Genomic DNA, 23,590 nt, shown 5'->3' with positions numbered 1-23,590 from the left:
TCCTCCTCATCGCCGGATCATCGCCGGGTCACCGCCGTGTTCTCGGGCGGACCGTGTTGGCGAGGTCGATCAGCGCGTTGTGCCGCCGGGCGTCGTCCGCCTGCTGGGCGAGCCTGCGCAGGGACTCCTCAAGGAGCGCGCGCTGGGCCGCCTCACCGACCGGGTCGGCCAGGACCGGGGGGCCGTACCCGCGGGACACCCCGGTCCCGCCGCCGGTCGTGCTCCCGGGCCTGGTTCCGGTCGCGCCGGGTACGGCCCGCCGTCCCCCGCCCTCCAGCACCCACTCAAGCGCCGCCTCCTGCAGCGCGGCCCGCAACCGGGCGCGGGCGTCGCCGTCCCGGTCGCCGCCGTCCAGGTACAGGTCGGGCAGCCGGTCGATCACCTCGCCCAGGTCCGCGGCCGTCGGCAGGCACGCGCCCGCGCCCGGCCCGCCGGGCAGCCGTCCCGCGTGGATGCGCACCGCGGCGATCCTGGCCGCGTCGAAGTGCCGCGAGACGCGGGGCACCTGGTCGAGGATCCGTACGGCCTCGCCCCTGGCGCCCTCGGCCAGGTGGATGCGGGCCAGCCCGAAGGCCGCGCTCACCTGGGAGCGGTCACGGTGCCACACCGCCCGGTAGTGCCGCGCGGCCCGGTCCGGCTCCCCGAGGTGCTCGGCGCAGAAGCCCAGGGCCAGCTTGGGCGCGTCCTCCCCGGGCAACGCCGTGTAGACGGCGTCGAACCGCTCCAGCGCCAGGTCGGCCCGCCCCTCGGCGAGGGCGAGGAGCCCGTGGTGCCAGGCCGTCCGCCAGTCGTACGGCGCGCCCTCGCCGAGGACCGTCCCGGCCCTCTCCAGGCACCGCCCGGCCTCGTCGATCTCGGCCAGTTCGAGGTGGGCCCGGCACATGAGCAGGTACGCCTCGGCCGACTCCCGCCGCAGGGCGCCGAGCGTGTCGACGAGCCGCCGGGGGTCGTCGACGCTCACGTTCGCCAGGTGACCCGCCTCGGGGTCGTCGGGGTTCACCCGGGGCGTGGGCAGCCGGACGGCGCCAACGGAGGGCGCGGGCCTGCCGGGGTCCAGCAACGCCGTACGGCCCGCGGGCCCGATCCAGTGGTCGAGCGGCGGCACCGCCCCGAGCCCGGCGTCGAGCAGCGCGGCGGTCGGGGTGAAGACCGTGGACGGCTCGGGACGGGGAAGGCCGTCACGCAGGGAGAGGATCTCCCGCAGCACACCGCGCAGTTGCTCGGCCATCTCCGCCGCCGAGGAGAACCGCTCGGGGAACGGGGCGGTCGCGCGGCGCAGCAGCCGAAGGAACGACTCGGCGCCGGGGGTGTCCCCGGCCTGCCAGCCTCCGGGGAGCAGGGACTCCAGGGTGCGGCCGACCGTGTGGAGGTCGGACCGTACGGTCAGCCAGTGCTCGTCGATCTCCTCCTGGGAGACCTGGAAGTCGCGGGTGTGGACGAGGGGGGAGGTCCGGTCGCCGATCCAGCGGGCCGCGCCGAGGTCGATCAGCTTGACCCGGTCTCCGGTGTGCAGGACGTTGTCGGGCTTCATGTCGCAGTACAGCAGGCCACGGCGCCCAGAGCCCGCGTCGGCGAAGCCGTGCAGGTACTCGAAGGCCGACAGGATGCCCAGACCGTAGGAGATCACCTGCTCGACGGGCAGGTCACCGGTGGCGGCGACCTCGTGCAGGGACCGCCCGTCCACGTACTCCATGACGATGTAGTCGGTCTCGGTTTTCGAGCGCGGGTCGGGGTGGGTGACGAAGTTGAGGATGCGGACGATGTTGGGGTGGTGCAGGACGGTGAGGATCTGCCGTTCCCGTACGGCCACCCGCCTGGCGTGTTCGTCGCCGTCGCCGATCAGCCCCTTGAGCGCGACGTGCAGCTCCAGCCCGGTGTCCCAGGCGAGGTAGACCCAGCCGAGACCGCCGTGGGCCAGGCAGCCGAGCACCCGGTAGCGGTCGACCATCTCACCGGGCAGCAGCTTCGGCCTGAAGGAGTACGGGGTACGGCAGAGCGAGCAGACCCCCTCGAAGAGCGGCGGCTGTCCGAGGTAGCCGCCTCCGACGACCCCCGCGCAGCCGGGACGCGCGCAGGGCCGTCCGTGCTCGGGCGGGCGGGGGGCGGGATCGACACGGCTGAGCGGGTCGGTCGCGGGAAGCACGGGCAGCGGGACCGTACCGGAGGTGCCGTGGGACCTGGCCGGTTCCTCAGCGGCCCCAATGACGCCGGCGGCCCCGGTGGCCCCGGTGGCCTCGGCGGACGGCGGATCGTTCCTGTGCCCCCGGACGTCGCAGTAGCCGGTCTCGTCGACGACCCCCGTGCAGCCGGGGCGCGCGCAGGGGGTCATCCGCCCCCGCCCGCCCTGCCGGTCGCGCGCAGGCGCCTGACGGCCGTCTCGTAGTTTCTGACCAGGGTGCCCGCCCGGTCGACGTCGCAGGGCCGCCGGTCCCACAGCAGTTCGTGGGCCTCGTCGTAGAGGCGGCCGAGCTCGATGTCCTCGGCCAGGCCCGCGCCCGCCGCCAGGGCCTTGCCGGTCTCCAACCGGCCGCGCAGCTCGTCCCTGCGGCCCAGGGCCTCCCGCAGGCTCCGGCCGTACTCCTCGATCCGCGCCGCCGCGCGGCCCTCGCGGCGCAGGAGTTCCTGGAGCTCGCGGGCGGTCCAGTGCTCCTCGGGCGCCGAGTCCGGATGCCGCAGCAGGCGGAGCCGGAACGCGGCGACGAGGTCGGGCGGGTCGGGCACGCCCGCGACACGCGGGGCGACCTCCCGCCAGTGCTCGACGGCGCGTCGCTCGGCGGCCCCGAGCTTGGCGACCAGGTCGGCCAGCTCGCCGAGAAGCCGCAGGACGTGCGCACGCTCGGCGCGGGCCGCCTCCGACTCAAGGGAGCGCGCCTGGTCGAGGGCCGGGGAGGCGTCACGCCCGAACACCAGCAGCAGCCGGGACCGCTGCTCGGCGAGCGGCCGCAGCAGGGTCTCCACGAGGGAGACCGGGTCGTCGGCCTCGTCGATGCCGTACACGACGATGGTCATGGACGGGACACCGTCACGCACCCGCCCGGCCGCGGCGCCGGGCGGGCCGGGGATGCCGAGCCGGTCGAGGATGCGCAGGGAGATCGCCTCCACGGTCTTCCCCGAGGCGTCGACGGCAAGGTCGAGGCTGGCGGCGGGGGAGACGGTCCCCGGGGGCGCGGAGACCAGCACCCCGTCGGGCGGGCGGTGCTCCCGGTCGGAGGAGACGATGACGCTGCGCAGCGTCCGCGACTGCCCCGGGCCGCCGCCGGTGATCACGCGTACGGCGCTCGGCGCGCGCAGCCAGTCGGTCATCCGCTGGGCGAGCGCGACGTCGGGGACCAGTGGGTCGTAGTCGACGGCCGTCTCCGGATCGACCGCGCCCGGCCCGTGCACCCACCGTCTGGTCCGCGGCAGGTAACGCGCGACGGTCTCCACCGGGATCATGTAGGCGAGGTTCGCCGGGCCGCCCCTGCGCCCGCCGACGACCACGCCCATCACGTGGTCGTTGAGCTCGTTGAGCTCGTTGAGGACGGCCGCGCCGCTGAACCCCTGCCGGGGCTCGCCGGGACGCCAGTCGTTGAGCTGCACCCACTCGCCACGCGGGCCGCAACTGCCCGCCAGCCGCATGGAGGCCCACAGGCCGTCGGGGTGGTCGTGGGGGAAGCCGAGCGCGTGGACCTGGGTCCCCAGCGGGGTCGCCTGCCTGCGCAGGGAGGCGCCGCAGCCCTCCGGCTGGTCCTCGGCCAGCCGGAGCAGGGCGAGGTCGCCCTCGCCCGCCTTTCCCTCGGGGATCCAGTGGTCCGGTTCGACCCGGCCGGTGGTCGTCGCCCCGGGGCGGGTGGTGAACTCGACGACGACCTCGGTCTCCGGCGGGGCCTGCCCGTCACCGGCGACGTGGGCGCAGGTCAGCACGTGCCGGGTGCCGACGAGCATGCCGGCGCCCAGAATCCGGCCGGTTCCGGCGTCCCTGATGCGCGCGTGCCAGGGGAAGGGGACACCGGCGGTTTCGGTCGGGCGCACTCTGATCAACTCCAGGCGGCCGGTGGGGGTCGGCCCCCGTCTCTCGAATGGTGATCGGAAAGGCGGATCGACCGGGGGTCTCCGCCTCTGTCTCGCTTTGGGGCGACGGTAATGCACCGTGTGCAATTCGTAAAGGAATGCGGGTCAGGCTGCCGGGTGATTTCCCGCCGTTCTTATCGGCTGGCCGGATATGGCGATATGTGTGGTGCCGTACGAGGGGTCTGCCGTCCTTCTTGTGGTGGTTTGTTGGCCCGCATCCGACGGGGCGGGCGATGTTCTCCATGGTCCTGCGGATCGTGGGGTGTTTCACGCGGAAGGCGGTCCCCCGGATGCCGGGTGAAATTCTCCTGTCCCGTATTCGGGGCGCGCAAGCCCTTGGGACGGGGTCGGCAAAGGCCGGGCCAAGCACGGAACACCGTCTTGAACAGGCCACTACGTTATTTTCACAACGTTGCCCGTTGAATGGCCGGTGGCGCTGGAATGCGATCCATGCGGGCAATTTCCCGAAAGGCCCAAGTACGTATGCCGTTGATAAGAATGCCCAGCCGTACAATCAGGGTCGCCGCCGGTGTGGTGATCGCGATCACAGCGCTGTCCTACAGCGCGGGAGACTTCGACCCCCGCCTGCCGGTCGCCCTTTCCGCCGGGTTCGCAGCCGGGACGGGCTGCCTGGCGTTCGCCGTCGGGCGCTCCCTGACGCGCGCGCTGCGGCGGGGTGAGGCCAAGGTCGGCCGGATGTGCGGGGAGCTGAACCGCGTCGGGCGCAGGGTCGGCTCCCTTGAGAAGAAGGGCGAGGCACGGCACGCCGAGTGCCTGCGCTCCCTCACCAGGACCGACCAGCTGGTCGAGGACGGCTTCGAACGGGTCGGCGGGCAGCACCGCTCCCTGGAACGGGAGATCGGCCGCTCGTACACGCAGTTCGAGGCCTTCGCCGACCTGCGGTCGCTCATCACCCCCCGCGCTCCGCTTCCTCCGCTCAGAGGCTGGGCCGCCTCCCCCGACGTGCTGCGGATGATGACCGGGTGGATCCTCAGGACCAGGCCGAAGACCATCGTCGAGTGCGGCAGCGGGTCGTCGAGCGTGTGGCTCGGCTACGTCGCCGAACGCACCGGGGCGAAGGTCGTCGCGCTCGAACACGAGCCGCGCTACGCCGAGGCCAGCCGCGACCTGGTCCGTGCCCACGGCCTCTCCGACGTCGTCGAGATCCGTGACGCGCCCCTGCTGCCCTGGCTGGAGGGGATGGAGACCTACCTGTGGTACGACCGGGAGGCGCTCGTCGGCGTCGAGGACGTCGGCCTCGTCTTCGTGGACGGGCCACCCGGCGCCACCGGGCCCGCCGCGCGCTACCCCGCGCTTCCGCTGCTGCTGCCCCGCTGCTCCGAGCAGGTCGCGTTCTTCCTCGACGACGCGGCCAGGGCGGACGACAAGGTGGTCAGCGACCGCTGGGTGCTGCGCTTCCCCGAGGTGACCCGCACCACGCACCCGGCGGAGAAGGGCCTGGACGTCTTCGTCAGGGGCGGCATGTGAACCGCGAGGTGCTCGGCTGCCACATCGGGTTCGAGGAGAGCCCCGCCGTGCTGGCGAGACTGCGCGACGGGACGGACGCGACCTGGACGGACCTGGACGCCGTCCCCGCCGACCATGTGATCGCCGAGGAGAGCGAGAGGTTCCTGCTGCTCGCCAGGACCCCCGCCGACCTGCGCAGGGCCGTGCCGTACGGGGGGATGCTGCCGCGGGTGCGGACGCTGACGGTCATGGTCGCCGAGACGCCGCCGTGGCGGGTGGCTCCGGTGCCCGTCCCCGACGGGGCCGCGTTCTGGCGCGCGCTGCGCGAGGTCCACGTGAGCGGCGGACGGCCGCCCGCCTGGGCGTGGCGCGTCGAGGTGACCTTCGGCAGGGCCGTACCGGCGGGGGAGGTGCTGCGCGCCGTGACCAGGGGGCTGGGCGGCACGGCCCGCGAGAGGCTGCACGGCCCGGTGGTCGCCCTGGCGGGGACGGGGACGGCCCACTGGCGTCCCGGCGACCCCAACGCCGCCCCCACGCCCCTGTCCGGCCCCGTCCCCGCCCGGCGGGACGCCTCGGGCGGAGACCTCTGCCTCCGCGCCGCCTCCTCCGGGACACCGGACTGGCTGGGGGAGGGGCCGGCCCCGATCGACCGGCGGGAACCCGCCCGCCGTGCCGCCTCCCGGCTCGTCCCCGCCCGCCCGGCGCTCCTCGCCCAGGCCAACCTCGTCCCCGGCCCCGTCGCGCCCGTCCCGGACCTGGGACCGGGCCTGGGTTCCGACCCTGGTCCTGACCCGGGCCTCGACCCGGGCTTCGAGTCGGGCCTTGAGCCGGGCTTCGGGCCGGGCTTCGGGTCGGGCGTGAGAGGGCCGGGTCCCGCCACGGTCCTCGGCCCTCTCACGCCCGACCTGCTCGCGCCGATCGACGAGCGCTCCGTCTGCCCCATCGGGTTCCTGCCCGCCGCGGACGGACCCGTGGCCGAACTGACCGCACGCTCGGGGGCCTACGAGATCGCCGCCGGGGACGTCGTGGTGCGCGTCCCGCCGTCCGGCGCCCTCACCGACACCGACGTCTCCCGGCTGCGCGGCCTCGCGGGCGTCACCGTCGACCTCACAGCGGATCCCACAGCGGATCCCACAGTGGATCCCGGGGGCCTCACCGGGAGTGCCGCCGAAGCCCTCGGCCTCGCCCGTACGGTCTGCGGGCTGGCCGCCGCGGGTGTCCCCGTCGTCGCCACCCCCACCGGGGCCTGGCGCGACCTGCTCGGCGCCGAACTGGCCGACCTGCTGGACGGCTTCAGCGTCTCCCGGCTGGCCGACGCCCTGGACCGCGAGCAGTACAGCGTCAGGCTGCGGCGCCTCGCGCTCGACCTGCACGGCGTCGAGGGCAGGTGGCGCTCGCTCGCCGCCGCGCGAGGCCTGCGCGTCCCCGGGCCGGGGACGGTCTCCGTGCTGCTGTGCACGCGGCGCCCCGACATGGTGGGCTTCGCCCTGCGGCAGGCGGGCAGGCAACGCGGCCCCGAGGTCGAGGTCGTCCTGACCCTGCACGGCTTCCGGGCCGACCACCCGGACGTCACGGCGGCCGTCGCCGCCCACAAGGGGACGATCACCGTGATCGAGGCCGACGCGCGCATGGTCTTCGGAGAGGCGCTCAACCAGGCCGCGGAGCGGGCCTCGGGCGCCTGGCTGACGAAGATGGACGACGACGACTGGTACGGCCCCGGCCACCTGTCGGACCTGCTGCTCGCCCAGCGGTACTCCGGCGCCGACCTGGTCGGGTCCGCGCCCGAGTTCGTCTACCTGGAACGGATCGGCGTCACCGTACGCCGTGACATGGCCACCGAGCTGTACACCGGCGTCGTGGCCGGCGGAACCATGCTGCTGTCCCGTGCGGCGTTCGACAACGCCGGAGGCTTCCGCCCGATCCCGCGCACGGTGGACGGCCAGCTGCTGCAGTCGGTCACCGCGGCCGGAGGCAGGGTCTACCGCACCCACGGCCTCAACTACATCCTCCGGCGCCGGGAGGCCTCAGGCCACACCTGGCAGGAGCCGATCAACGCCTTCCTGCGGTCGTTCAGGCGGCAGTGGAGGGGATTCCACGCCAACCCCCTGATGGAAACGGAAGCGCTCTCCACGACCGGAGAGCGCGACAAGGCATAGATGAAGGGGCCCATGAACATGCACGACTCGCGCGCCCGTCCGGTGCGGGGGGCGCAGCCGCTGATCCGGCTCAACGACTTCGGCGTCGTGACACCCCCCGTGCTGGGAGCGTGGACGCCGAGCCGTACGGTCAGCGTCGTCGTCCCCGTCCACCGCAGCCGTACTCTGCCGCTGACCCTGGCAAGCCTGGCCGCGCAGAGCTATCCGAGCCACCTGATGGAGGTCGTCGTCGTGGACGACGGCGCCGAACCTCCGTTGCCGCTGCCCGAGATCGTCCCGGAACGCACCCGCCTCGTGCGCAGCCGTCCCGGCGGGTGGGGGCGCGCCTGGGCCTGCCAGAGCGGGGCCGACGTGGCCGAGGGCGAGGTCATCCACTGGCTCGACGCCGACATGGTCCTCTTCCGCGAACAGGTCGAGGCGCAGATGCGCTGGCACCACCTGGCCGACTACCTCACCGTGCTCGGCACGTTCAAGATGGTCGCGACCTGGGACCCGGGCCTCACCCCGGCCGAGGTGCACGCCGCGGTGAGCGCGGGCACCACGGAGAAACTCTTCGAGGACGCCTCCCCGGAGGACGCGGGGGACACAGGGGGTGCGGAGAGCAACGTCACCGACACCTGGACCAGCGAGTACATCGAGCGGACCGCCGGGCTTCGGGAGGCGCGCTTCGAGGCCTTCAAGGTGCACGTCGGCGCCAGCGCGTCCCTGCCCGCCTCCCTGCTGCGCCGCGCCGGGGGGATGGACACCTCCCTGGTCCTGGCCGAGGACACCGAACTCGGCTACCGCCTCGCGCAGGCCGGCGCCGTCTTCGTCGCCGACCGGGAGTCCCGCAGCCGCCACCTGGGCGCCTCCACGGTGATGCGCAGGGAGCAGGAGGTCAAACGGCACAACTGGGTCTTCCTGGCCAACCGGGTGCCGACCTTCAGGTGGCTGCGCAAACCCCCGGTCAGGCAGTGGGCGGTGCCGTACGTCGAGGTCGTGGTCGAGGTGGGGGACGCCTCCTACGAGCAGGTCCGCGCCACGGTCGACGGGTTCCTGCGCGGCTCGGTCGCCGACGTCAGGATCGCCGTCGCCGGGCCGTGGTCCGCCCTGCGGGACGGGCGCCGCGCGCCCCTGGACGACCCGACCGTCGACCTGCGGCTCGTCCACGAGCTCTACACGCACGAGAGGCGTGTCGAACTCGTGGAGAGCGTGGCGGAGAGCGCCTTCCCCGCCCCCTTCAGATTCGCCTGCCCCCCGGGCTGGGTGCCCGCGGCCGACTGCCTGACCCGTCTCGTACGGCTGGCCGACGACAACGGCTACGGGCTGGTCTCCCTGGCGCTGGCCGAACGGAGCGACACGGGAGCGGGCGGGGTGGTGGCCGCCAGGCTCGAAAGGACCGCCGCCTTCGGCCGCGCCGGACTGCTCGCCGAGCGGGGCGGCGGTCCCGAACTGGAGGACCTCGTCGAGGCCACCTTCGGCACGCAGTGGCTCGACGGGGAGACCTGGGGCCTGCTGCCGATGGAACGGGCCGAGGAGAAGAAGCCCGCCAAAGCCTCCGCCAAAGCTTCTGCCAAGACCTCCGCCAAGGCGAAACGGCGCAAGCGGAAGAGGACCCGGCTGCGGGCCGTACTCGCCCGCACCCCCGCCCGGGGGCTGTACCGCTTCCTCAGCAGGGCCGCCAGGAAGGCGCTGACCGTCGCGGGCATCCGCCGTAGCAGGCACTCCCGCTCCCGTGGCGGGAGCCGTCCGGGATGAGAACCGGGCAGACGACATTCAACCGGGCAGGCCGGAATGCCGGATCCCGTCCACTCCAGCCATGGGAGTCCACACCATGCCAGCTCTGAGTGTGATCGTTCCGATCTACGACGTGGAGCCGTACCTCGCGGCCTGCCTGGAATCACTCGCCTGCCAGACCTGGCGGGACATCGAGGTCGTCATGGTCGACGACGGGTCCCCCGACGCGGGCGCGGAGATCGCCGCGCGGTTCGCCGAACGGGACGGGCGCTTCCTGCTGGTGCGTCAGGCGAACGCCGGGCTCGGCGCGGCGCGCAACGCGGGACTGCGGGCCGCCTCGGGGGAACTGTTCGCCTTCGTCGACAGCGACGACATGCTTCCGCCGTACGCGCTGGAGACCATGGCGGTCACCCTCGCCGAGAGCGGTTCCGACCTCGTCACGGGCAACGTGCACCGGTTCAGCGGCAGGGGAGCCTGGCAGTCGAACATGCACCGCGACGCCTTCGCCGAACGTCTCGCCCGCACCCACGTCACCCGCGCGCAGATCCTGCTGCGGGACCGGCTGGTCACCAACAAGCTGTGGCGGCGCTCGTTCTGGGAGAAGCACGGGCTGCGCTTCCCCGAGGGCGTGCTCTACGAGGACACCTCGGTCGCCCTGCCCGCCCACTTCCTCGCCGAGGCCGTGGACGTGCTCGCCCGCCCGATCTACCTGTGGCGGGAGCGGGACGGTGACTCCCTGTCCATCACCCAGGACCGCGCGCACGTCAGGGGCGTCGAGGACCGCTTCGCCTCGGTGCGCGCCGTACGGGACTTCCTGCTCACCACCGGGCGCGCCAGGCACGTGCCCGCCTGGGACCTGACCGTCCTCGACGGCGACCTGCCGGTCTTCCTGCCCGCGCTGGAACGGGGCGGGGAGGACTTCCGGCGGCGCTTCCTCGACCTGGCGCGCGAGTATCTCGACGACGCGGGGCCGAAGGTCTTCGCGCGGCTGCCCGCGCAGAAACGGGCCCGCTGGCGCCTCGTCCGCGAACGCCGCATGTCCGAACTGATCGAACTCCTCGAATGGGAGCGTACGGCCCCGCCGGACGCCAAGGCCGTCAGGCGCCGCGGCCGTCACCACCTCGCCGCCCCCGTGCCGCTTCCCTCCAGGGTGACCCGGCTGCGCGGCGAACTCGAACCCCGCCAGCGGATCGACGACGTCCGCTGGGAGGCCGGCAGGCTCCACGTGCACGGCCGGGTGACGCTGAGGTACCTCAGCCCGCGCGAACGCAGGCACCAGCACGTGTTCGCCTGGTTCGTCAGGCGGGACACGGGCCGTGGCGTCAGGGTCCCCGTCTCCGTCTTTCCCGCCGACTCGCTGGTCTCCCGCGAGGAACAGGACTGGTGCGGCTTCAGCCTCTCCGTCGACGCGGACGAACTGGCCGCCGGGACGGACTGGCACGTCGACCTGTGGATCGTGCACCGCGGCATGCTCAGGCGGGACCGGCTGCGCAGGCACGGCCCGGTCGAGACGCCGATCGGCCACCACGAGCCACGCTCGGGGGTACGGCTGTGGCCCCACTGGACGGAGTCGGGGGAGTTCCGCGTCCGCGTCGAACGCGACCGGCTCGTGGTCACCGGATGCTCCTTCGACGACGATCGGCTGCTGCTGGCCGGCCACGTCGCCGACGACCCGGGCCCCAACCCCGTGCTGCTGGTCTCCCACGCCGGAGGCGGGGCCGTGCACCGCTTCCCCGTCGACGTCATGGGTGAACGCTTCCTGTCCATGGTCGAACTGGGCGAACTGCTGACCTCCCGGCTGCCCGCGCTGCCCGCCTCGAACCCGGAGGCCACGCTCCTCGACGTGCCGGCCGAGTGGCGGATCGAGGTCGAGGGGGCGGGCGCGGGCTCCGTCGCCGCCGACCCCGTGGCCGGGAGCCGCCACAGCCACGCGGGCCGCGACCTCACCGTGGGCCCCTCCCTCTCCGGGGCCCTCGTCCTGCGTGCGCACGCCCACGCCTACCATGTCCTGCGGGCCGAGTGGACGCGGGACGGCGACCTGGAACTGACCGGGACCGCCGCCGGGACGGAACCCGCCCACCTGGTCGTGACCTCACGCAGCCGCTTCGACGAGCACACCTTCCCGCTGCGCGTGTCCTGCGGGCGCTTCACCGTCACGATCACCCCGGGCGAGGTCGCCACCCTCGCCGGACGGCTTCCCCTGCCCGCCGGGGCGTACGGCCTGGCCGTACGGGCGGGAGGACGTGAACGGCGGCTCCTGTCACGTCTCGGCGGGCCGGTCACCCACACCGGGGCGTGGCGCGAGGTGACCTTCGACACCGGTGGGGACGGCGTGCCCACCCTCACCGTGGGCGGCGACCTGCGCGGCGAGGGACAGGGCGTCAGGGACAGAAGGGTGCTGCGCGACCGGTTCCACGTCCGGCTGCGGGAGGAGGAGCCGCTGCGTGAGGCCGTCCTCTTCGACAGCCGCGCGGGCCGGGGCTTCTGCGGCGACCCCAGGGCGATCTACGAGGAACTGCGGCGCCGGGGGACCGCCCTTGAGTTCCTCTGGCACGTCAGGGACCGTCAGGTGACGCTGCCGGAGACGGTCACGCAGGTCGCGACCTCGTCCCGCGAGCACTTCGAGGCGCTGGCGACCTGCAGGTACGTCGTCACCGACGGCTCACTGCCCAGGTGGTTCCGGCGAAGACCGGGACAGGTGGTCGTGCAGACCTGGCCCGGGGCCACCCCCAAACGGGTCGGCTTCGGCATCGACAGGGGACCGCTGGCCGCGCCGATCCACATGGAACGGCTGACCAGGGAGGTCGGGCGGTGGACCCACCTGGTCACGCAGGGACCGTGGAGCACCCGGGTCCTGCGTGAGGCCTTCCGCTTCGAGGGGGAGATGCTGGAGACCGGCAGTCCCCGCGACGACGCCCTGGCCCGCCCCGGCTCCGCTGTCCCCGGCTCCGTGGCGCTCGATCCCGGGGCACCCCTCGGCCTGGTGGCGCCTCCGGAACCCATGACACCCCCCGGCCCCGGGGCCTCCGGCTCCGCGGTATCCGGGCTCGTGGCCTCCGGTGCCTGTGGTCCCACGGCCTCTGGTCCTGCCGCCCTTGGTGCCGCCGCGGCCGTCAGGGAACGGCTCGGCCTGCCGGAGGGCAAGAAGGTCGTGCTGTACGCGCCGACCTGGCGCGACGACAGGTACCACGGCAAGGGCCGTTCCCGTTTCGACCTGCGTCTCGACCTGTACCGTCTGTGGCGCGCCCTCGGCGACGACCACGTGGTCATGGTGCGCAGGCACCCCAACACCTTCGACCGGATTCCCCGGGCCGGGACGGGGTTCGTCCTGGACGTCACGGCCTATCCCGACATCCGGGACCTCTACCTGGTCGCCGACGTGCTCGTCACCGACTACTCCTCGGCGATGTTCGACTTCGCGATCACCGGACGGCCCATCCTGCTGTACACCTACGACTTCGAGCACTACCGGGACGAGGTACGCGGCTTCTCCTTCGACCTGGAGTCCCTGGCCCCCGGGCCGTTGCTGCGCACGACGCGGGAGGTGGCGGCGGCCGTACGCGACCTCGACGGGGTGCGGGCCGAGTACGGCGAGCGCTACCGCGCCTTCGTGACGGACCTCCGGCCCCCGGCCGACGGCGCGGCCGCCGCCAGACTCGTGGACAACCTCTTCGGCCACCGCCCGGAGATCGACATCCCCCGCCAAACCCGAAAGGCCATCCACGAACGCCCCTCGTGACGGCTCGGAACGGGTGGGCTCCCGGCGATGTGAAGAGTCGGCAGGAGAAGGGAAAAATCACCCGATGACCGATCCCACAGTCCCGGCCGCGTCGTCCACCTGGGTCGAGCCGGAGATCTACTACGCCGGGCTCGCCACCGTGCACGTCGCCGCCGGTGCCCTCATCACCGACGAGAACGGGCATGTCCTGCTGGTCAAGCCCAACTACCAGCCCTACTGGCTGGTCCCCGGGGGGATGGCAGAGGAGGGCGAGGCCCCGGAGGACGCCTGTGTCCGCGAACTCGGCGAGGAACTCGGGATCTCCATCCGGCTCGGCCGGCTCCTGACCGTGGACTGGGCGCCGCCGTACGGGTATCGCACGCGTCCCCTCGTTCACCTGTTGTTCGACGGCGGAACGCTGAGGGACACCCCCATCCGCCTGCAGACCGCCGAGCTCGACGACCACGCCTTCGTGCCCGTGGACAGGGCCGTCACGATGCTGTCCTCCGCCACGGCGGCCCGGATCCCCGCGGCGCTCGCCGCCCGCGAGCGGCAGACCACCGTCTACCGGCCAACCGGCGTCCGAACGGGCTGAAAGCCCCCGAGGTTCGAGGGCTTTCAGCGGCGCGTCGGAAGGTCAGGGGCCGGAGCCGCCCTTCCCGGCTCCGTCGGACAGGACGGTCTAGCGGGAGAAGGCCTGGAACTCGGCGGCCCTGAGCTGGTCCCGCAGGGGGCTGGCGGTGGCGCAGTCGGTCGAGGAGTTGGGGTCGTTGTCCTGCTCACCGGCGTAGAGCGGGTTGCCGGTGCACTGGGACGAGACGGCCCGCAGGGTCAGGTGGGTCGCGGTGGTCGCGGGGATGCGGAAGGACTTGATGATCAGGTCCGAGGCGCGGGGGCGCGGCAGACGGGTCTGGAAGGCGTCGGCGGGGCTGGTGTAGACGACCGAGTACGACGCGGGGGAGGAGCAGTCCTTCCTGGTCGCGTCGCAGGCCAGCACCTCGAAGGCGCGCAGGGCGCTGAAGCGGTTCTGGCCGCCGGGGTCGGCGGGGTCGTTGACGTTGGGCCGCAGCAGGGAGCTGACCTGGACCCTGCGGATCGTGACCGGCGTGGTCCCGGCCAGGTCCACGGTCACCGACCTGCCCTTGACCGGCCCGGTGAGCGAGGCCCAGTCGGTCGCCTCGGTCTCGTCGATCAGCTTGGCCTGGTTCACGCCGTCGCCCGAGGCCGTCGCGCCCAGGGCGGCGGAGGCGTGGTTGCGCCCCAGGACCGACGGCACGGCCAGCGTCCTGCCGGGCCGTACGGTCAGCTTGAGGCGGGTGTGGCCGAAGCCCTCACCGACCACGAGGAAGCCGTAGGTGCCGGGGGTCAGCTCCGCGGTGTCGCCGAGCGGGGTCGCCGGGTCGGTGTCGGCCACCGGTACGGCGCGGCCCTCGTAGTCGCCGACGTACAGGCGCAGCTTGGCGTCCCCGGCGCCGACGAGCGGGCCGAGCCGTACCTTGCCGTTTTTGCCCTCGGGGTCGACGAAGCTGGGCGTCGGGTCGGGGTCGCCGGGGCCGTTGCTCGCCGCGCCCTTGCCGAGGCCGTGCTCGGCGAAGGCCCGCCACATGATGTCCTTGTCCCTGCCGCCGAAGCGGATGGCGTCGGCCGCCAGCAGCGCGTCACGGTGGTCGACGTAGCTGACCGACCCGGAGGCCATCAGCAGCAGCGCGTCGAAGGAGACCTGCGCCCAGCGCCGGTTGCCCGGGCAGTGGTTGACGGACAGGACGCCGTCGGCGCAGGCCCGCTGCTGGGCCGGGACGCCCTTGCCGTACTTGTCGACGAAGGCCTGGCGCACGTCGTACTGGGTGGCGGTCCAGATCTCACCGTCGGCGTGCACCTGCTGTCCGACCAGGTCGTAGGCGATGTCGCTGTAGTTGAGCGGTGACTTCGACATGTCGTAGTTGCGGATTCCGGCCTTCTTGTCGCCGGTGACGTAGCCACCCGTGACGTACGGCGTGTCGCCCGCGGGGCGGAAGCCGTTCTCGAAGAGGTACTCCATGGCGAACAGGTCGGAGGTGCTCTCGTTCATGGCACCCGCCTGGGCGCCGCTCCACCCGGCGTCAGGGCCGCCGACCATGCGGCCGGAGATGGCGTGGGTGTACTCGTGCCCGATCACCGACATGTCGTAGTCGCCGTCCACGCACGGCGCGTAGAACGAACCCGCGATGGGCTGCCAGAGGTACATGTTGGTGATCGGCGCGAGCCCGTCGGGGCCGGTGATCTGGTTGGCGTTGTCGCGGACGGTGAGGTCCCTGGCACCCGCCTGGGCGTTGCCCTGCTCGGGGTCGCCGCCGAGGCCGCCGCGGTCGCCGTTGTCGCTCTGCATGTTCCACGCGGTCTCGGTGAAACCGAGCTTGTAGGACCAGTCGTGCATCCGGTTGTGCATGACGTGCAGGTTCGCGATGGCCGCTTCGAGGTCGGCCTCGCCGGGCCGGTCGAAGGTCGCCGGGTCGCACTTGGCCTTGTACCACGTGTTGGTCCACGGGTAGGCGTACTCGCGGGAGGGCGTGGCCACGTTGCTGCGGGTGCCGACGGTGTAGGGATCGTTGCTGGCACGGTTCTCGAAGGTCTTGGCGGAGTTGCCGACGCTGGTGCCGCTCGGCGTGCCCGTGGCGTGGTCCACGTCCCAGGCCTTGCCGGTCGCGGCGTCGCCGACGGGCGCCAGGTCACAGCCGCGTCCCGGCCTGAGACACCAGGTCACCCGGTTGTCGGTCGAGGAGTAGTCGGCCGGAGGGTTGGCGGTGAAGCCCTTCCAGCGCGGGTCGTCCGGCTGGAAGGCGTGGTCGACCAGGTTCTCGCGGGTGAGGATCTCGCCGCTGACCGCGTCCACGTGGGTGGTGTAGGCGGCGGCCTCACCCTGGCCGCCACCGATCAGGGTGACCTGGAAGGCGCTGTGCGTGCCGTCGGGGGCGGGCACCGCGACGAGGGTGACCTTCTTCACGCTCGCGGTGGCCAGGTCGATCGCACCGTCGGCGGCGGCGACCTCAAGCGCCCGCTGCTCGGTGATCCTCGCGGCGGGCGGCGCCGCGCTCGAACGGGCCAGGGTCGAGGTGACGTGCAGGACCTTGCCGTCCACCACGCCGACCGCGACCTGCCCGTCCACACCGGCGGGCAGGCCACCGAACCGCTGCCGGAGCAGTACGGCGTGGCCGTCCCCGATGGGGTTGACCGCGACCTTCTCCAGGGCGTCCACCTCCTCGGCGGACAGGCCGAAGAGCGGTTCGTTGGCCTTGAGGTAGGCGCGGGCGGCCTGCTCGGGGTCGGCGCCGAGACCCTCGGCGAGCGGTACGACCCCCGCGGCCGTGTCCAGCGCGCCGGTGACGACGGCCGGGGTGCCCAGGGAGTTCCAGCGGATCGTCGCCCCTGCGGCCTTGGCCAGCGAGGCGGGCGGGGCCACGGTGCCCCTGCGGTTGTCCAGGTCGGGCTTCTCGCGCTCCTCGGCCTGGAAGTCATGCGTTCCCTGGGCCTGCCCGCCGGGCTTTTCCTGGGCGAGTCCCGGGAGGGGAAGTGCGAGCGCCGCTGTCGCGGCGGCTATGACGGTGATGCGTAACCAGGGTTTGGTCGACACCGATCCTCCTGCGCAGAGTTGGCCGTCGTTGGCCATGCGGCACGTGGGTCACGTGCGTTGCGCAAGAGGTAACACCCCCCGAAGTAGCCTGACAAGATCTTGTAAAGGGGGATATGTCCGTGTAAAAGCACGTCCCAGCGGAGCCGTGAAAGCACGTCCCGACGGGCGGTGAAAGAGAGTCCCAGCGGGCTGTGAAAGCGGGCAAGGCCCCGGGACCGTGACGGCACACCCCAGGCCGCGAGTCGAGGGGTCCAAGAAGACCAGAACGTCGTGGGGAAGCCGGCACGCCCCGGGGGAAGGCCGGGGCGTGCCGCCGTACCGTCAGTCGAACGGGATCCAGGACCGCTCGGCGAGGCCGTCCATGGCGTTGACCTTCACGCCCTGCTCGGAGAACGTCCACAGGCCGTCGCCGATGACGACCGCGCGGCGGACGGTCGGGTCGAACAGGATCGGCTCACCCTTCTTCACGGGCTTCGGCTTGGGGTGGACGACGGTCCCCGTCCTGGTGACGGCGGAGTCGTCGATCTTGAGGACCAGCGCGGAGCCGGTGGTGTTCGCCGTACCGTCCCAGGTGTTCAGCGGCAGCACCGCCATGCCCGTCTTCGCCCAGTACAGGAAGGCGTGCGGGTCCCACTCGGCCTCCGAGCCGGAGTCCTTCTGGAACATCTGCGACAGACGGCGCGGGTTGGCCGGGTCGCTCACGTCGAAGAGCGAGACCTGGGTGCCGAGCGTACGGCCCTCGGTGTTCGCCTCCTGGCCGATGCCGATCAGCCGTCCGTCACCGGCGGGGTGCAGGTAGGCGGAGTAACCGGTGATCTTCAGCTCGCCGGTCTTCCTCGGGTTGGCCGGGTCGCTCAGGTCGAGCGTGTAGAGCGGGTCGACCTGCTTGAAGGTGACCACGTAGCCGACCGGGCCGATGAACCTGACCGAGTAGATCCGCTCGCCGTCGCCCAGGCCGCCGACCTCGCCGACCTTGGCCAGCGTGTCGTCCTTCAGGACGTGGACGGTGCTCGAACTGTTCTCGGCGGAGCGGAAGACGGTGGAGTTCGTGGTCGTCGCGACCCGCAGGTGCCCCTGGTACTCCGACATGGCGTACTGGTTGATCAGCCGTCCCGACACCTTCCCCGAGGCGACGTAACGGGGCGCTCCCGGCGCGCTGATGTCGAACCGGTGGATCTCGGTCTCCTCCGGTGGCTGCTTCGGCGTCTCCTCAGGGGTGGGAGTCGGGTCGGCCGACGGATCGACCGGGGGAGCCGACGGGTCCTCCTGCGTCGGCTCGACCTGCGGAGCCTGCGCGGAGCCGCTCTCGGCCGGGGTGCCGGTCGGAGCGTCCTCCATCGGGACGACGTCGTCGATCGGCCTCGGCCACCACCACCAGCGCGGGTTGCTGGCCACGTACAGGCTGGTGCCGGTGCCGTACACCGTGTCGCCGTCGGCGGCGACGCTGATCGGCGCGGTGTCGGCGAGCCCCTGGGACAGGTCGAGGGTGTGCACGGTCAGCAGCGAGGTGCCGGTGTAGTCGTCGGGGTGGCTGACCCGCTCGCAGCCGACCGACTTCTTGACGGAGACGCCCTTGGCGTCGGCCGTCTCGAACGTCGGCAGCCACGCCGTGATCGGCGCGCCGTTGACGGTCGCCCTGTTCTTCAGGGTCCTCTCCTGCTCGGAGAGCTTGGGGCCCAGGTCGGGGAAGGGGATGTCGGGCTGGCTGCGGACCACGATCCGCACCGTCGAGCCGATCATCCTGGCGTCCACGTGCGAGCCGTTCGGGGTCAGCGAGCCGATGACCTTCGGCTCCCCGGACAGGTCGACGAGCACGTAACGCGGTCCCGGGCTCGGCGCCTGCTTGGCCACGGCGCCGTAGGGGATGATCCCGCCGCCGGAGAAGAGCACCAGCGCCCTGTCCCCGCTGACCAGCAGGTCGGCCGGGGCCCACGACTGCTCGGGGCTGACCAGCTTGAGCGTTCCGGTGATCTTCTTGGTCGCGGCGTCGATCACCCGCAGCACCCCGCGGTTCACCGTGATCACCCGGTTGCCGTCGGTCTTGACCATGTCGGGTTCGTCGACCCCGGCCTCGTGGGTGTTCGTGGTCGAGTGCTCCTGGTTCGCCTGGTCCTGCCCCGACCCGATGGCCTTGGCCTCGGCGACGTCGGAACGGGCGTACATGATCTGCGGCCCCCCGAACCCCCACGGACCGACCTGCTTGGCCGCCGCGGCCCGCAGCCCGGCCAGCATGTCGTCGCAGCCGCTGTAGGAGACCAGTTTGACCTTCCCCAGCTCCACGACCGGTGCCGTACGGCTCTCCCCGTCCGCCGACCCCGTCGAACCGCTGCACCCCGTGGTGAACAGCGCGGCGGCGAGAGTGACGGCGCCCGCCGTACGAATGGATGTCCTCATGCCCCCTACACGGATCGTCATCGCGTCCGGTTCATGCCATTACCGCCCGGTAGTCAGCGGCGGTCACCCGGAATACTCTTCGAACATGGCTGTCACTGTCGGTGTGAACCGGACCCTCGACCCGGCGATGATCGCACGCGTCGTTCAGCAGGTGACCTCCGATGGAGGGAAACGGACGATCGTCGCGCCGTTCACCGAGGAACCCCTCGCGGACATGCCCGTCTCGACCGCGCAGGACGTCCGCGCCGCGTACGCCAAGGCCCGCGCGGCCCAGCGGGAGTGGGCCGCGCTGCCGGTGCACGAGCGGGCCAGGCCGTTCCTGCTGCTGCACGACGCCATCCTCGACCGGCGCGAGGAGATCCTCGACGTGGTCCAGTGGGAGACCGGCAAGGCCCGCAGGCACGCCTTCGAGGAGGTGCTCGACGTCGCGGGCTGCACGCTCCACTACGTACGGCGCGCGCCCGCCCTCCTCGCCCCCCGGCGCAGGGCGGGCATCTTCCCCATGGCGACCAAGGTGACCGAGACCCGTCACCCCAAGGGCGTCGTGGCGCTGATCTCCCCGTGGAACTACCCCCTGTCCCTCGGGGTGACCGACCTCGTCCCCGCCCTGCTCGCGGGCAACGCCGTGGTCCACAAGCCCGACACCCAGACCGCCCTGTCCACGCTGTGGACGATCGACCTGCTCGTCTCCCTCGGGATGCCCCGCGACATCTGGCAGGTCGTCCTCGGCGAGCCTGACGAGGTCGGCGACCCGCTGATCGCCGAGGCCGACTACGTGGCGTTCACCGGCTCGACCCGGGGCGGCAGAAAGATCGCCGAGGCCGCCGCCTCCCGGCTGGTCGGCTGCTCCCTCGAACTCGGCGGCAAGAACCCGATGATCGTGCTCGACGACGCCGACCTCGACGTGGCCGCCCAGGGTGCGCTGCGCGCCTGCTTCACCAACGCCGGGCAGCTGTGCATCTCCATCGAACGGCTCTACGTCCACGACGCCGTGTACGACGCCTTCGTCGACCGGTTCGTCCGCCAGACCAGGAACATGAAGCTCGGCTCCGGCCTCGACTGGGCCGTGCAGATGGGCTCGCTCACCTCCCGCCGCCAGCTCGACGCCGTCAGCGCCCACGTGGACGACGCCGTCGCCAAGGGAGCCAAGGTCCTCGCCGGAGGAAAGGCGCGCCCCGACCTCGGCCCGCTGTTCTACGAGCCCACGATTCTGACCGGCGTCGAGGACGGCATGGCGCTGTGCCGTGACGAGACCTTCGGCCCCGTCGTCTCCGTCTACCGCGTCGGCGACGAGGAGGAGGCGGTCGAGCGGGCCAACGACACCGCCTACGGCCTCAACGCCTCGATCTGGACCGGGAACCTGGCCCGGGGCCGTGCCCTCGCCGCCCGGGTCAAGGCAGGGACGGTCAACCTCAACGAGGGGTACGGCTCCGCCTACGCCTCCTACGACGCGCCCATGGGCGGCATGAAGTCCTCCGGCCTGGGTCGTCGTCACGGCTCCGAGGGCCTGCTGAAGTTCACCGAGGCGCAGACCATAGCCAGTCAGGCCTCCTGGCTCGGCTTCGAACCCATCCTCGGGATGACCTACGACAAATACGCCGACACCCTGACGAGCCTCCTGAAGACCATGAAGAGGTTCCACCTCAAGTAGAGCACCGTCCCGCCCACACCTGGTCGATCCGCTCAGCATCGGCACGAGCCGGACCGTCGCCGATACACCGGCGCGTACGGCAGGCCGTCCCGATGCCGCCCGGTCGCGAAGGCACCCCCTCGGCGATCAGCGGGGCGACGCGCTCGTCCAGCGCCGATCGTCTCGGCCGCGCGCGAGGGCGCCTTTGGTCGTCGGTGCGTTCGCACCCGGTCCCGGTGGCGCCTTTGGAGGTCAACGCGTTCTCGCCGCCCCGCTTCCACAGTGCGTGTCACTCGTAGGCGGATGTGCGGGTGACGTTCAGCGGTCGGGCCACCCGCGGTGGCGGGATCTTTCCGGCGAACAAGTCCGCGGCCTGGAACCGCAGCGCCTCGCGCCGGCCCCGTTCTCGCGCGGACGGTCCTCCGCTTCTATCGGAGATCTCATGCTTCCAGGCTGCCACCTGGACAAACGGCCTATAGCAGGCACCCGTCCTCGGATCACGCCCACATTTCCCGATCAGTAGGCGGCGTCAACGCTGAGCAGGAGCCCGGCCGCGGCGGCCGGCTGAGCCCCGAACGTGCCCGCGCTGCCCGTGTGTCACCGCTTCACGCAGATGGTCTCCACTACCTCAGAGGCGTTCGCATCGATGGTGATCTGTCCACGGGCCTTCACGCATCCCTTGTCGGTGCGGAGCATTCCCGCCCAGTGCTGATCCCTGAGGAAAGCCTCGTCGACACGGCTGGCGGTGCTGTCGTCCGGACGGAACGTCTCCAGCCGGATCCGGATGCCCTGCGACGAGTTGTTGATCAGAGAACCGTAGGGGTTCAGCCGAGCCCAGGCCGAGACGCACTTCTGTGAGTATCTGAGCTCCAGGGTGCCGTAAGCCACCGAGCCGAGCCACACCTCCTGGCCGACCGCCGTCACCGCATCCGGGCAGCCCACTCGCTTGGGGTCGGCGCCGTCAACCTGGGCTTGGCCGAGTTTGTCGGGGGGCGGCAGAACGTTGGACGCGTCGGCCCAGCTCATGGAGGGGGGACCGTCCGGCCAGACGACCAGTGCGACGGCCGTGCCGACGGTGAGGAGGGTGGCGGCGCCCAGCGTCATCAGCCAGGACCGTCTTCCACGTCCCGCTGGTCGCTGCGGCGTCTCTTCGGCCGGTGGCGGTGTCTCCTCGGGAGGCGTCTCTTTGGGAGACGGTGTTGTCGGGGAGGGGGGTGAGATGTGTTCGGCGGTGGCCGGAGGTCTTTGCTGATTCTCGATGGCGTGCCAGCGCTGTTGCCATTCCTCGACATCGCCGCCGCAGGCCGTCACATAGGCAAGGGTCAGGTCCAGAGTGGGGAGCGCGTTCCCGGCTGCGGCACGGGCGAGTGCGGCGGCCGAGTAATGGGCGTGTTCGGCGAGCTTGCGGTAGGACGGGCTGCCGGCCTTCTCCCTCAGTCTCCGCAGGTCGAAGGCGAAAGCCTGCAGGGGCCCCGCTTCAGGGTCCAAGGGCTTCTCAGGACGAGCCATCCGCAGAGCTCTCCTCGTTGTCTACATGTTGTCTCGATGATCACACATGCTAGGCGAATGTCCAATAGATGATCATGGCGGATACGGCTGGACGGTCGTTTGTGGTGCGATGGGGTGAACTGACACCGAACTCCACTTGATCACCGAATCCCGAGGCGTACCACTCACCCCGCACCTGACCGGCGGCGACATCGCGGACCGCACCGCCTTCGACGCGGTCATGGCCGCCTTCCGGATGCGCCGCCGCACCGGCCTGCCCCGCACCCGCCCCGATCGCCTGCCGGGCGACAAGGGCCACTCCTCCAAGAGGCCCGCTTGCGCCTGCGACGGCGCGGCATCCAGGCGGTCATTCCCGAGCGAAGAGACCAGATCGCCAATCGCAAGCGCAAGGGCAGCCGGGGTGGCCGTCCTCGACCTCGTGGAACGGTGTTTCGCCAAGCTCAAGCGGTGGTGAGTCATCGCCACGCGCTTCGACAGGCTCGCCGACCGCCACCTCGCGGGCGTCACCCTGGCATCCGTCATGCTCTGGCGCCGCCGTTCCGAATTGTCAGACAGGCCCTGGGCGGCAAACGAGTGGATCTCCACAATCGCGCTCGGCCGTCCATCGCGTTGTCTCCACGTTGTCTAGCGACATCCACACGCTGGGCGACAACCGCGTGGAACACCACGATCTGATCGACGCACCCGAAGCCCGACACCACCGTCGAGCGGATGGTGCTTTCGAAAGGAGCGGCTCATGTCACGGCGAGGTGTCTCACTCGCACTCAAACTGTTCGGAGTGATGCTGGCGGGGTCGGTGGCCATGGCCTCCGGGCCGGCGTTCGCGTTGGACGACCCCTCGGGACGGCGCGCGGCCGGAAGCGATGCCGCCTGCTACGCCAACCCTTCGGAGGCGACGTGCGACAACACCGACCCGGAGGTGTCCGGGTGCGGCAAGGACGCGTTCACGGTGTCGCAGGCCTACCTCTGGCACCACACCGAGGGCGGGACGCCCACCGTCCAGGAGAACGCCGTCGTCGAACTGCGGTATTCGCCGCATTGCGGAACGAACTGGTCGAAAGTCAGAGTCTTCGACGGTGCGGCGTCCGTACAGGTTCACCTCTGTCGGGACGGCTTCAACACCTGTACTGATCTGTACACCGTATACGGCAGCACTCTCGCCTTTTCCGATCAGCTCTACGCCCGCAACGTCACCGCGACCGCATACGGCGCGTGCTGCTGGGGGAACGGAGCCGGTCCGGCCTGGGCCGAGGTGTCCGGCTGACCGGATAAGGATGCAGCCGGTCGTCGACATTCGTAGCACGTGACGGTGTGACCGGGGACTTCTGCGATGCTCCCCGTTC

General features: G+C 71.8%; 13 protein-coding genes. 7 read left to right on the top strand and 6 right to left on the bottom strand.

All coding sequences use genetic code 11. From position 1 onward, the window contains the following. Window positions 1-28: 28 nt before the first annotated feature. The gene (locus ACFOYY_RS29155; protein WP_386193867.1) at window positions 29-2,329 is read right to left on the bottom strand and encodes a serine/threonine-protein kinase; all 2,301 of its coding nucleotides are present in this window, start codon (window positions 2,327-2,329) and stop codon (window positions 29-31) included. Then, window positions 2,326-4,011 carry a trypsin-like peptidase domain-containing protein gene (locus ACFOYY_RS29150; protein ID WP_386193864.1) on the bottom strand — a complete coding sequence of 562 codons (1,686 nt, stop codon included), beginning with the start codon at window positions 4,009-4,011 and terminating at the stop codon, window positions 2,326-2,328. Before ACFOYY_RS29150 ends, ACFOYY_RS29155 begins: the two co-directional genes overlap by 4 nt. A gap of 537 nt (window positions 4,012-4,548) precedes the next feature. Here ACFOYY_RS29150 and ACFOYY_RS29145 point away from each other — a divergent pair. The 5 genes from ACFOYY_RS29145 to ACFOYY_RS29125 all read left to right on the top strand — a co-directional run bounded on the left by ACFOYY_RS29145 (window position 4,549) and on the right by ACFOYY_RS29125 (window position 13,702). Continuing rightward, the gene (locus tag ACFOYY_RS29145) at window positions 4,549-5,538 is read left to right on the top strand and encodes a class I SAM-dependent methyltransferase (protein ID WP_352015506.1); all 990 of its coding nucleotides are present in this window, start codon (window positions 4,549-4,551) and stop codon (window positions 5,536-5,538) included. Next, window positions 5,535-7,673 carry a glycosyltransferase gene (locus tag ACFOYY_RS29140; protein WP_386193860.1) on the top strand — a complete coding sequence of 713 codons (2,139 nt, stop codon included), beginning with the start codon at window positions 5,535-5,537 and terminating at the stop codon, window positions 7,671-7,673. Before ACFOYY_RS29145 ends, ACFOYY_RS29140 begins: the two co-directional genes overlap by 4 nt. 18 nt (window positions 7,674-7,691) lie before the next feature. Beyond that, window positions 7,692-9,410 (top strand): glycosyltransferase family 2 protein, encoded by a 1,719-nt coding sequence (locus tag ACFOYY_RS29135; RefSeq protein WP_386193857.1) that lies wholly within the window; start codon window positions 7,692-7,694, stop codon window positions 9,408-9,410. A gap of 76 nt (window positions 9,411-9,486) precedes the next feature. Continuing rightward, the gene (locus ACFOYY_RS29130; protein WP_386193854.1) at window positions 9,487-13,128 is read left to right on the top strand and encodes a bifunctional glycosyltransferase/CDP-glycerol:glycerophosphate glycerophosphotransferase; all 3,642 of its coding nucleotides are present in this window, start codon (window positions 9,487-9,489) and stop codon (window positions 13,126-13,128) included. A gap of 64 nt (window positions 13,129-13,192) precedes the next feature. Next, on the top strand, window positions 13,193-13,702 hold the full coding sequence (locus tag ACFOYY_RS29125; protein WP_352010151.1) for an NUDIX hydrolase: 510 nt from the start codon (window positions 13,193-13,195) through the stop codon (window positions 13,700-13,702). Window positions 13,703-13,789: 87 nt separating this feature from the next. Here the strand turns inward: ACFOYY_RS29125 and ACFOYY_RS29120 are convergent, their stop codons facing one another. Further along, entirely contained in the window at window positions 13,790-16,714 is a 2,925-nt protein-coding gene (locus tag ACFOYY_RS29120; RefSeq protein ID WP_386193850.1) for a M36 family metallopeptidase, read from the bottom strand. Between the two features lie 321 nt (window positions 16,715-17,035). Further along, the gene (locus tag ACFOYY_RS29115) at window positions 17,036-19,108 is read right to left on the bottom strand and encodes a beta-propeller domain-containing protein (protein WP_386193847.1); all 2,073 of its coding nucleotides are present in this window, start codon (window positions 19,106-19,108) and stop codon (window positions 17,036-17,038) included. An 85-nt stretch (window positions 19,109-19,193) separates the two neighbouring features. On the opposite strand from ACFOYY_RS29115, the gene ACFOYY_RS29110 reads away from it, so the two are divergent. After that, window positions 19,194-20,759 (top strand): succinic semialdehyde dehydrogenase, encoded by a 1,566-nt coding sequence (locus tag ACFOYY_RS29110; RefSeq protein WP_386193844.1) that lies wholly within the window; start codon window positions 19,194-19,196, stop codon window positions 20,757-20,759. A gap of 576 nt (window positions 20,760-21,335) precedes the next feature. Here ACFOYY_RS29110 and ACFOYY_RS29105 read toward each other — a convergent pair. Continuing rightward, window positions 21,336-22,247, bottom strand: a complete 912-nt coding sequence (locus ACFOYY_RS29105) for a helix-turn-helix domain-containing protein (protein WP_386193841.1) — start codon at window positions 22,245-22,247, stop codon at window positions 21,336-21,338. Window positions 22,248-22,296: 49 nt separating this feature from the next. Then, entirely contained in the window at window positions 22,297-22,545 is a 249-nt protein-coding gene (locus ACFOYY_RS29100; protein ID WP_386193838.1) for a hypothetical protein, read from the bottom strand. A 483-nt stretch (window positions 22,546-23,028) separates the two neighbouring features. On the opposite strand from ACFOYY_RS29100, the gene ACFOYY_RS29095 reads away from it, so the two are divergent. Beyond that, window positions 23,029-23,511, top strand: coding sequence for a DUF2690 domain-containing protein (locus tag ACFOYY_RS29095; RefSeq protein ID WP_386194089.1), 483 nt, complete (start codon window positions 23,029-23,031; stop codon window positions 23,509-23,511). The last annotated feature ends 79 nt before the right edge of the window (window positions 23,512-23,590 follow it).

The sequence above is a fragment of the Streptosporangium jomthongense genome (genome assembly GCF_042650425.1).
Taxonomy (GTDB): Bacteria; Actinomycetota; Actinomycetes; order Streptosporangiales; family Streptosporangiaceae; genus Streptosporangium.
This window is presented reverse-complemented; position numbering and strand designations above follow the sequence as displayed.

What these genes read in the sequence shown, in the direction of transcription:
- ACFOYY_RS29155 (WP_386193867.1), bottom strand. Translation starts at nt 2,329, where the DNA reads ATGACCCCCTGCGCGCGCCCCGGCTGCACGGGGGTCGTCGACGAGACC.
- ACFOYY_RS29145 (WP_352015506.1), top strand. Translation starts at nt 4,549, where the DNA reads ATGCCCAGCCGTACAATCAGGGTCGCCGCCGGTGTGGTGATCGCGATC.
- ACFOYY_RS29135 (WP_386193857.1), top strand. Translation starts at nt 7,692, where the DNA reads ATGCACGACTCGCGCGCCCGTCCGGTGCGGGGGGCGCAGCCGCTGATC.
- ACFOYY_RS29130 (WP_386193854.1), top strand. Translation starts at nt 9,487, where the DNA reads ATGCCAGCTCTGAGTGTGATCGTTCCGATCTACGACGTGGAGCCGTAC.
- ACFOYY_RS29125 (WP_352010151.1), top strand. Translation starts at nt 13,193, where the DNA reads ATGACCGATCCCACAGTCCCGGCCGCGTCGTCCACCTGGGTCGAGCCG.
- ACFOYY_RS29115 (WP_386193847.1), bottom strand. Translation starts at nt 19,108, where the DNA reads ATGAGGACATCCATTCGTACGGCGGGCGCCGTCACTCTCGCCGCCGCG.
- ACFOYY_RS29110 (WP_386193844.1), top strand. Translation starts at nt 19,194, where the DNA reads ATGGCTGTCACTGTCGGTGTGAACCGGACCCTCGACCCGGCGATGATC.
- ACFOYY_RS29105 (WP_386193841.1), bottom strand. Translation starts at nt 22,247, where the DNA reads ATGGCTCGTCCTGAGAAGCCCTTGGACCCTGAAGCGGGGCCCCTGCAG.
- ACFOYY_RS29095 (WP_386194089.1), top strand. Translation starts at nt 23,029, where the DNA reads ATGCTGGCGGGGTCGGTGGCCATGGCCTCCGGGCCGGCGTTCGCGTTG.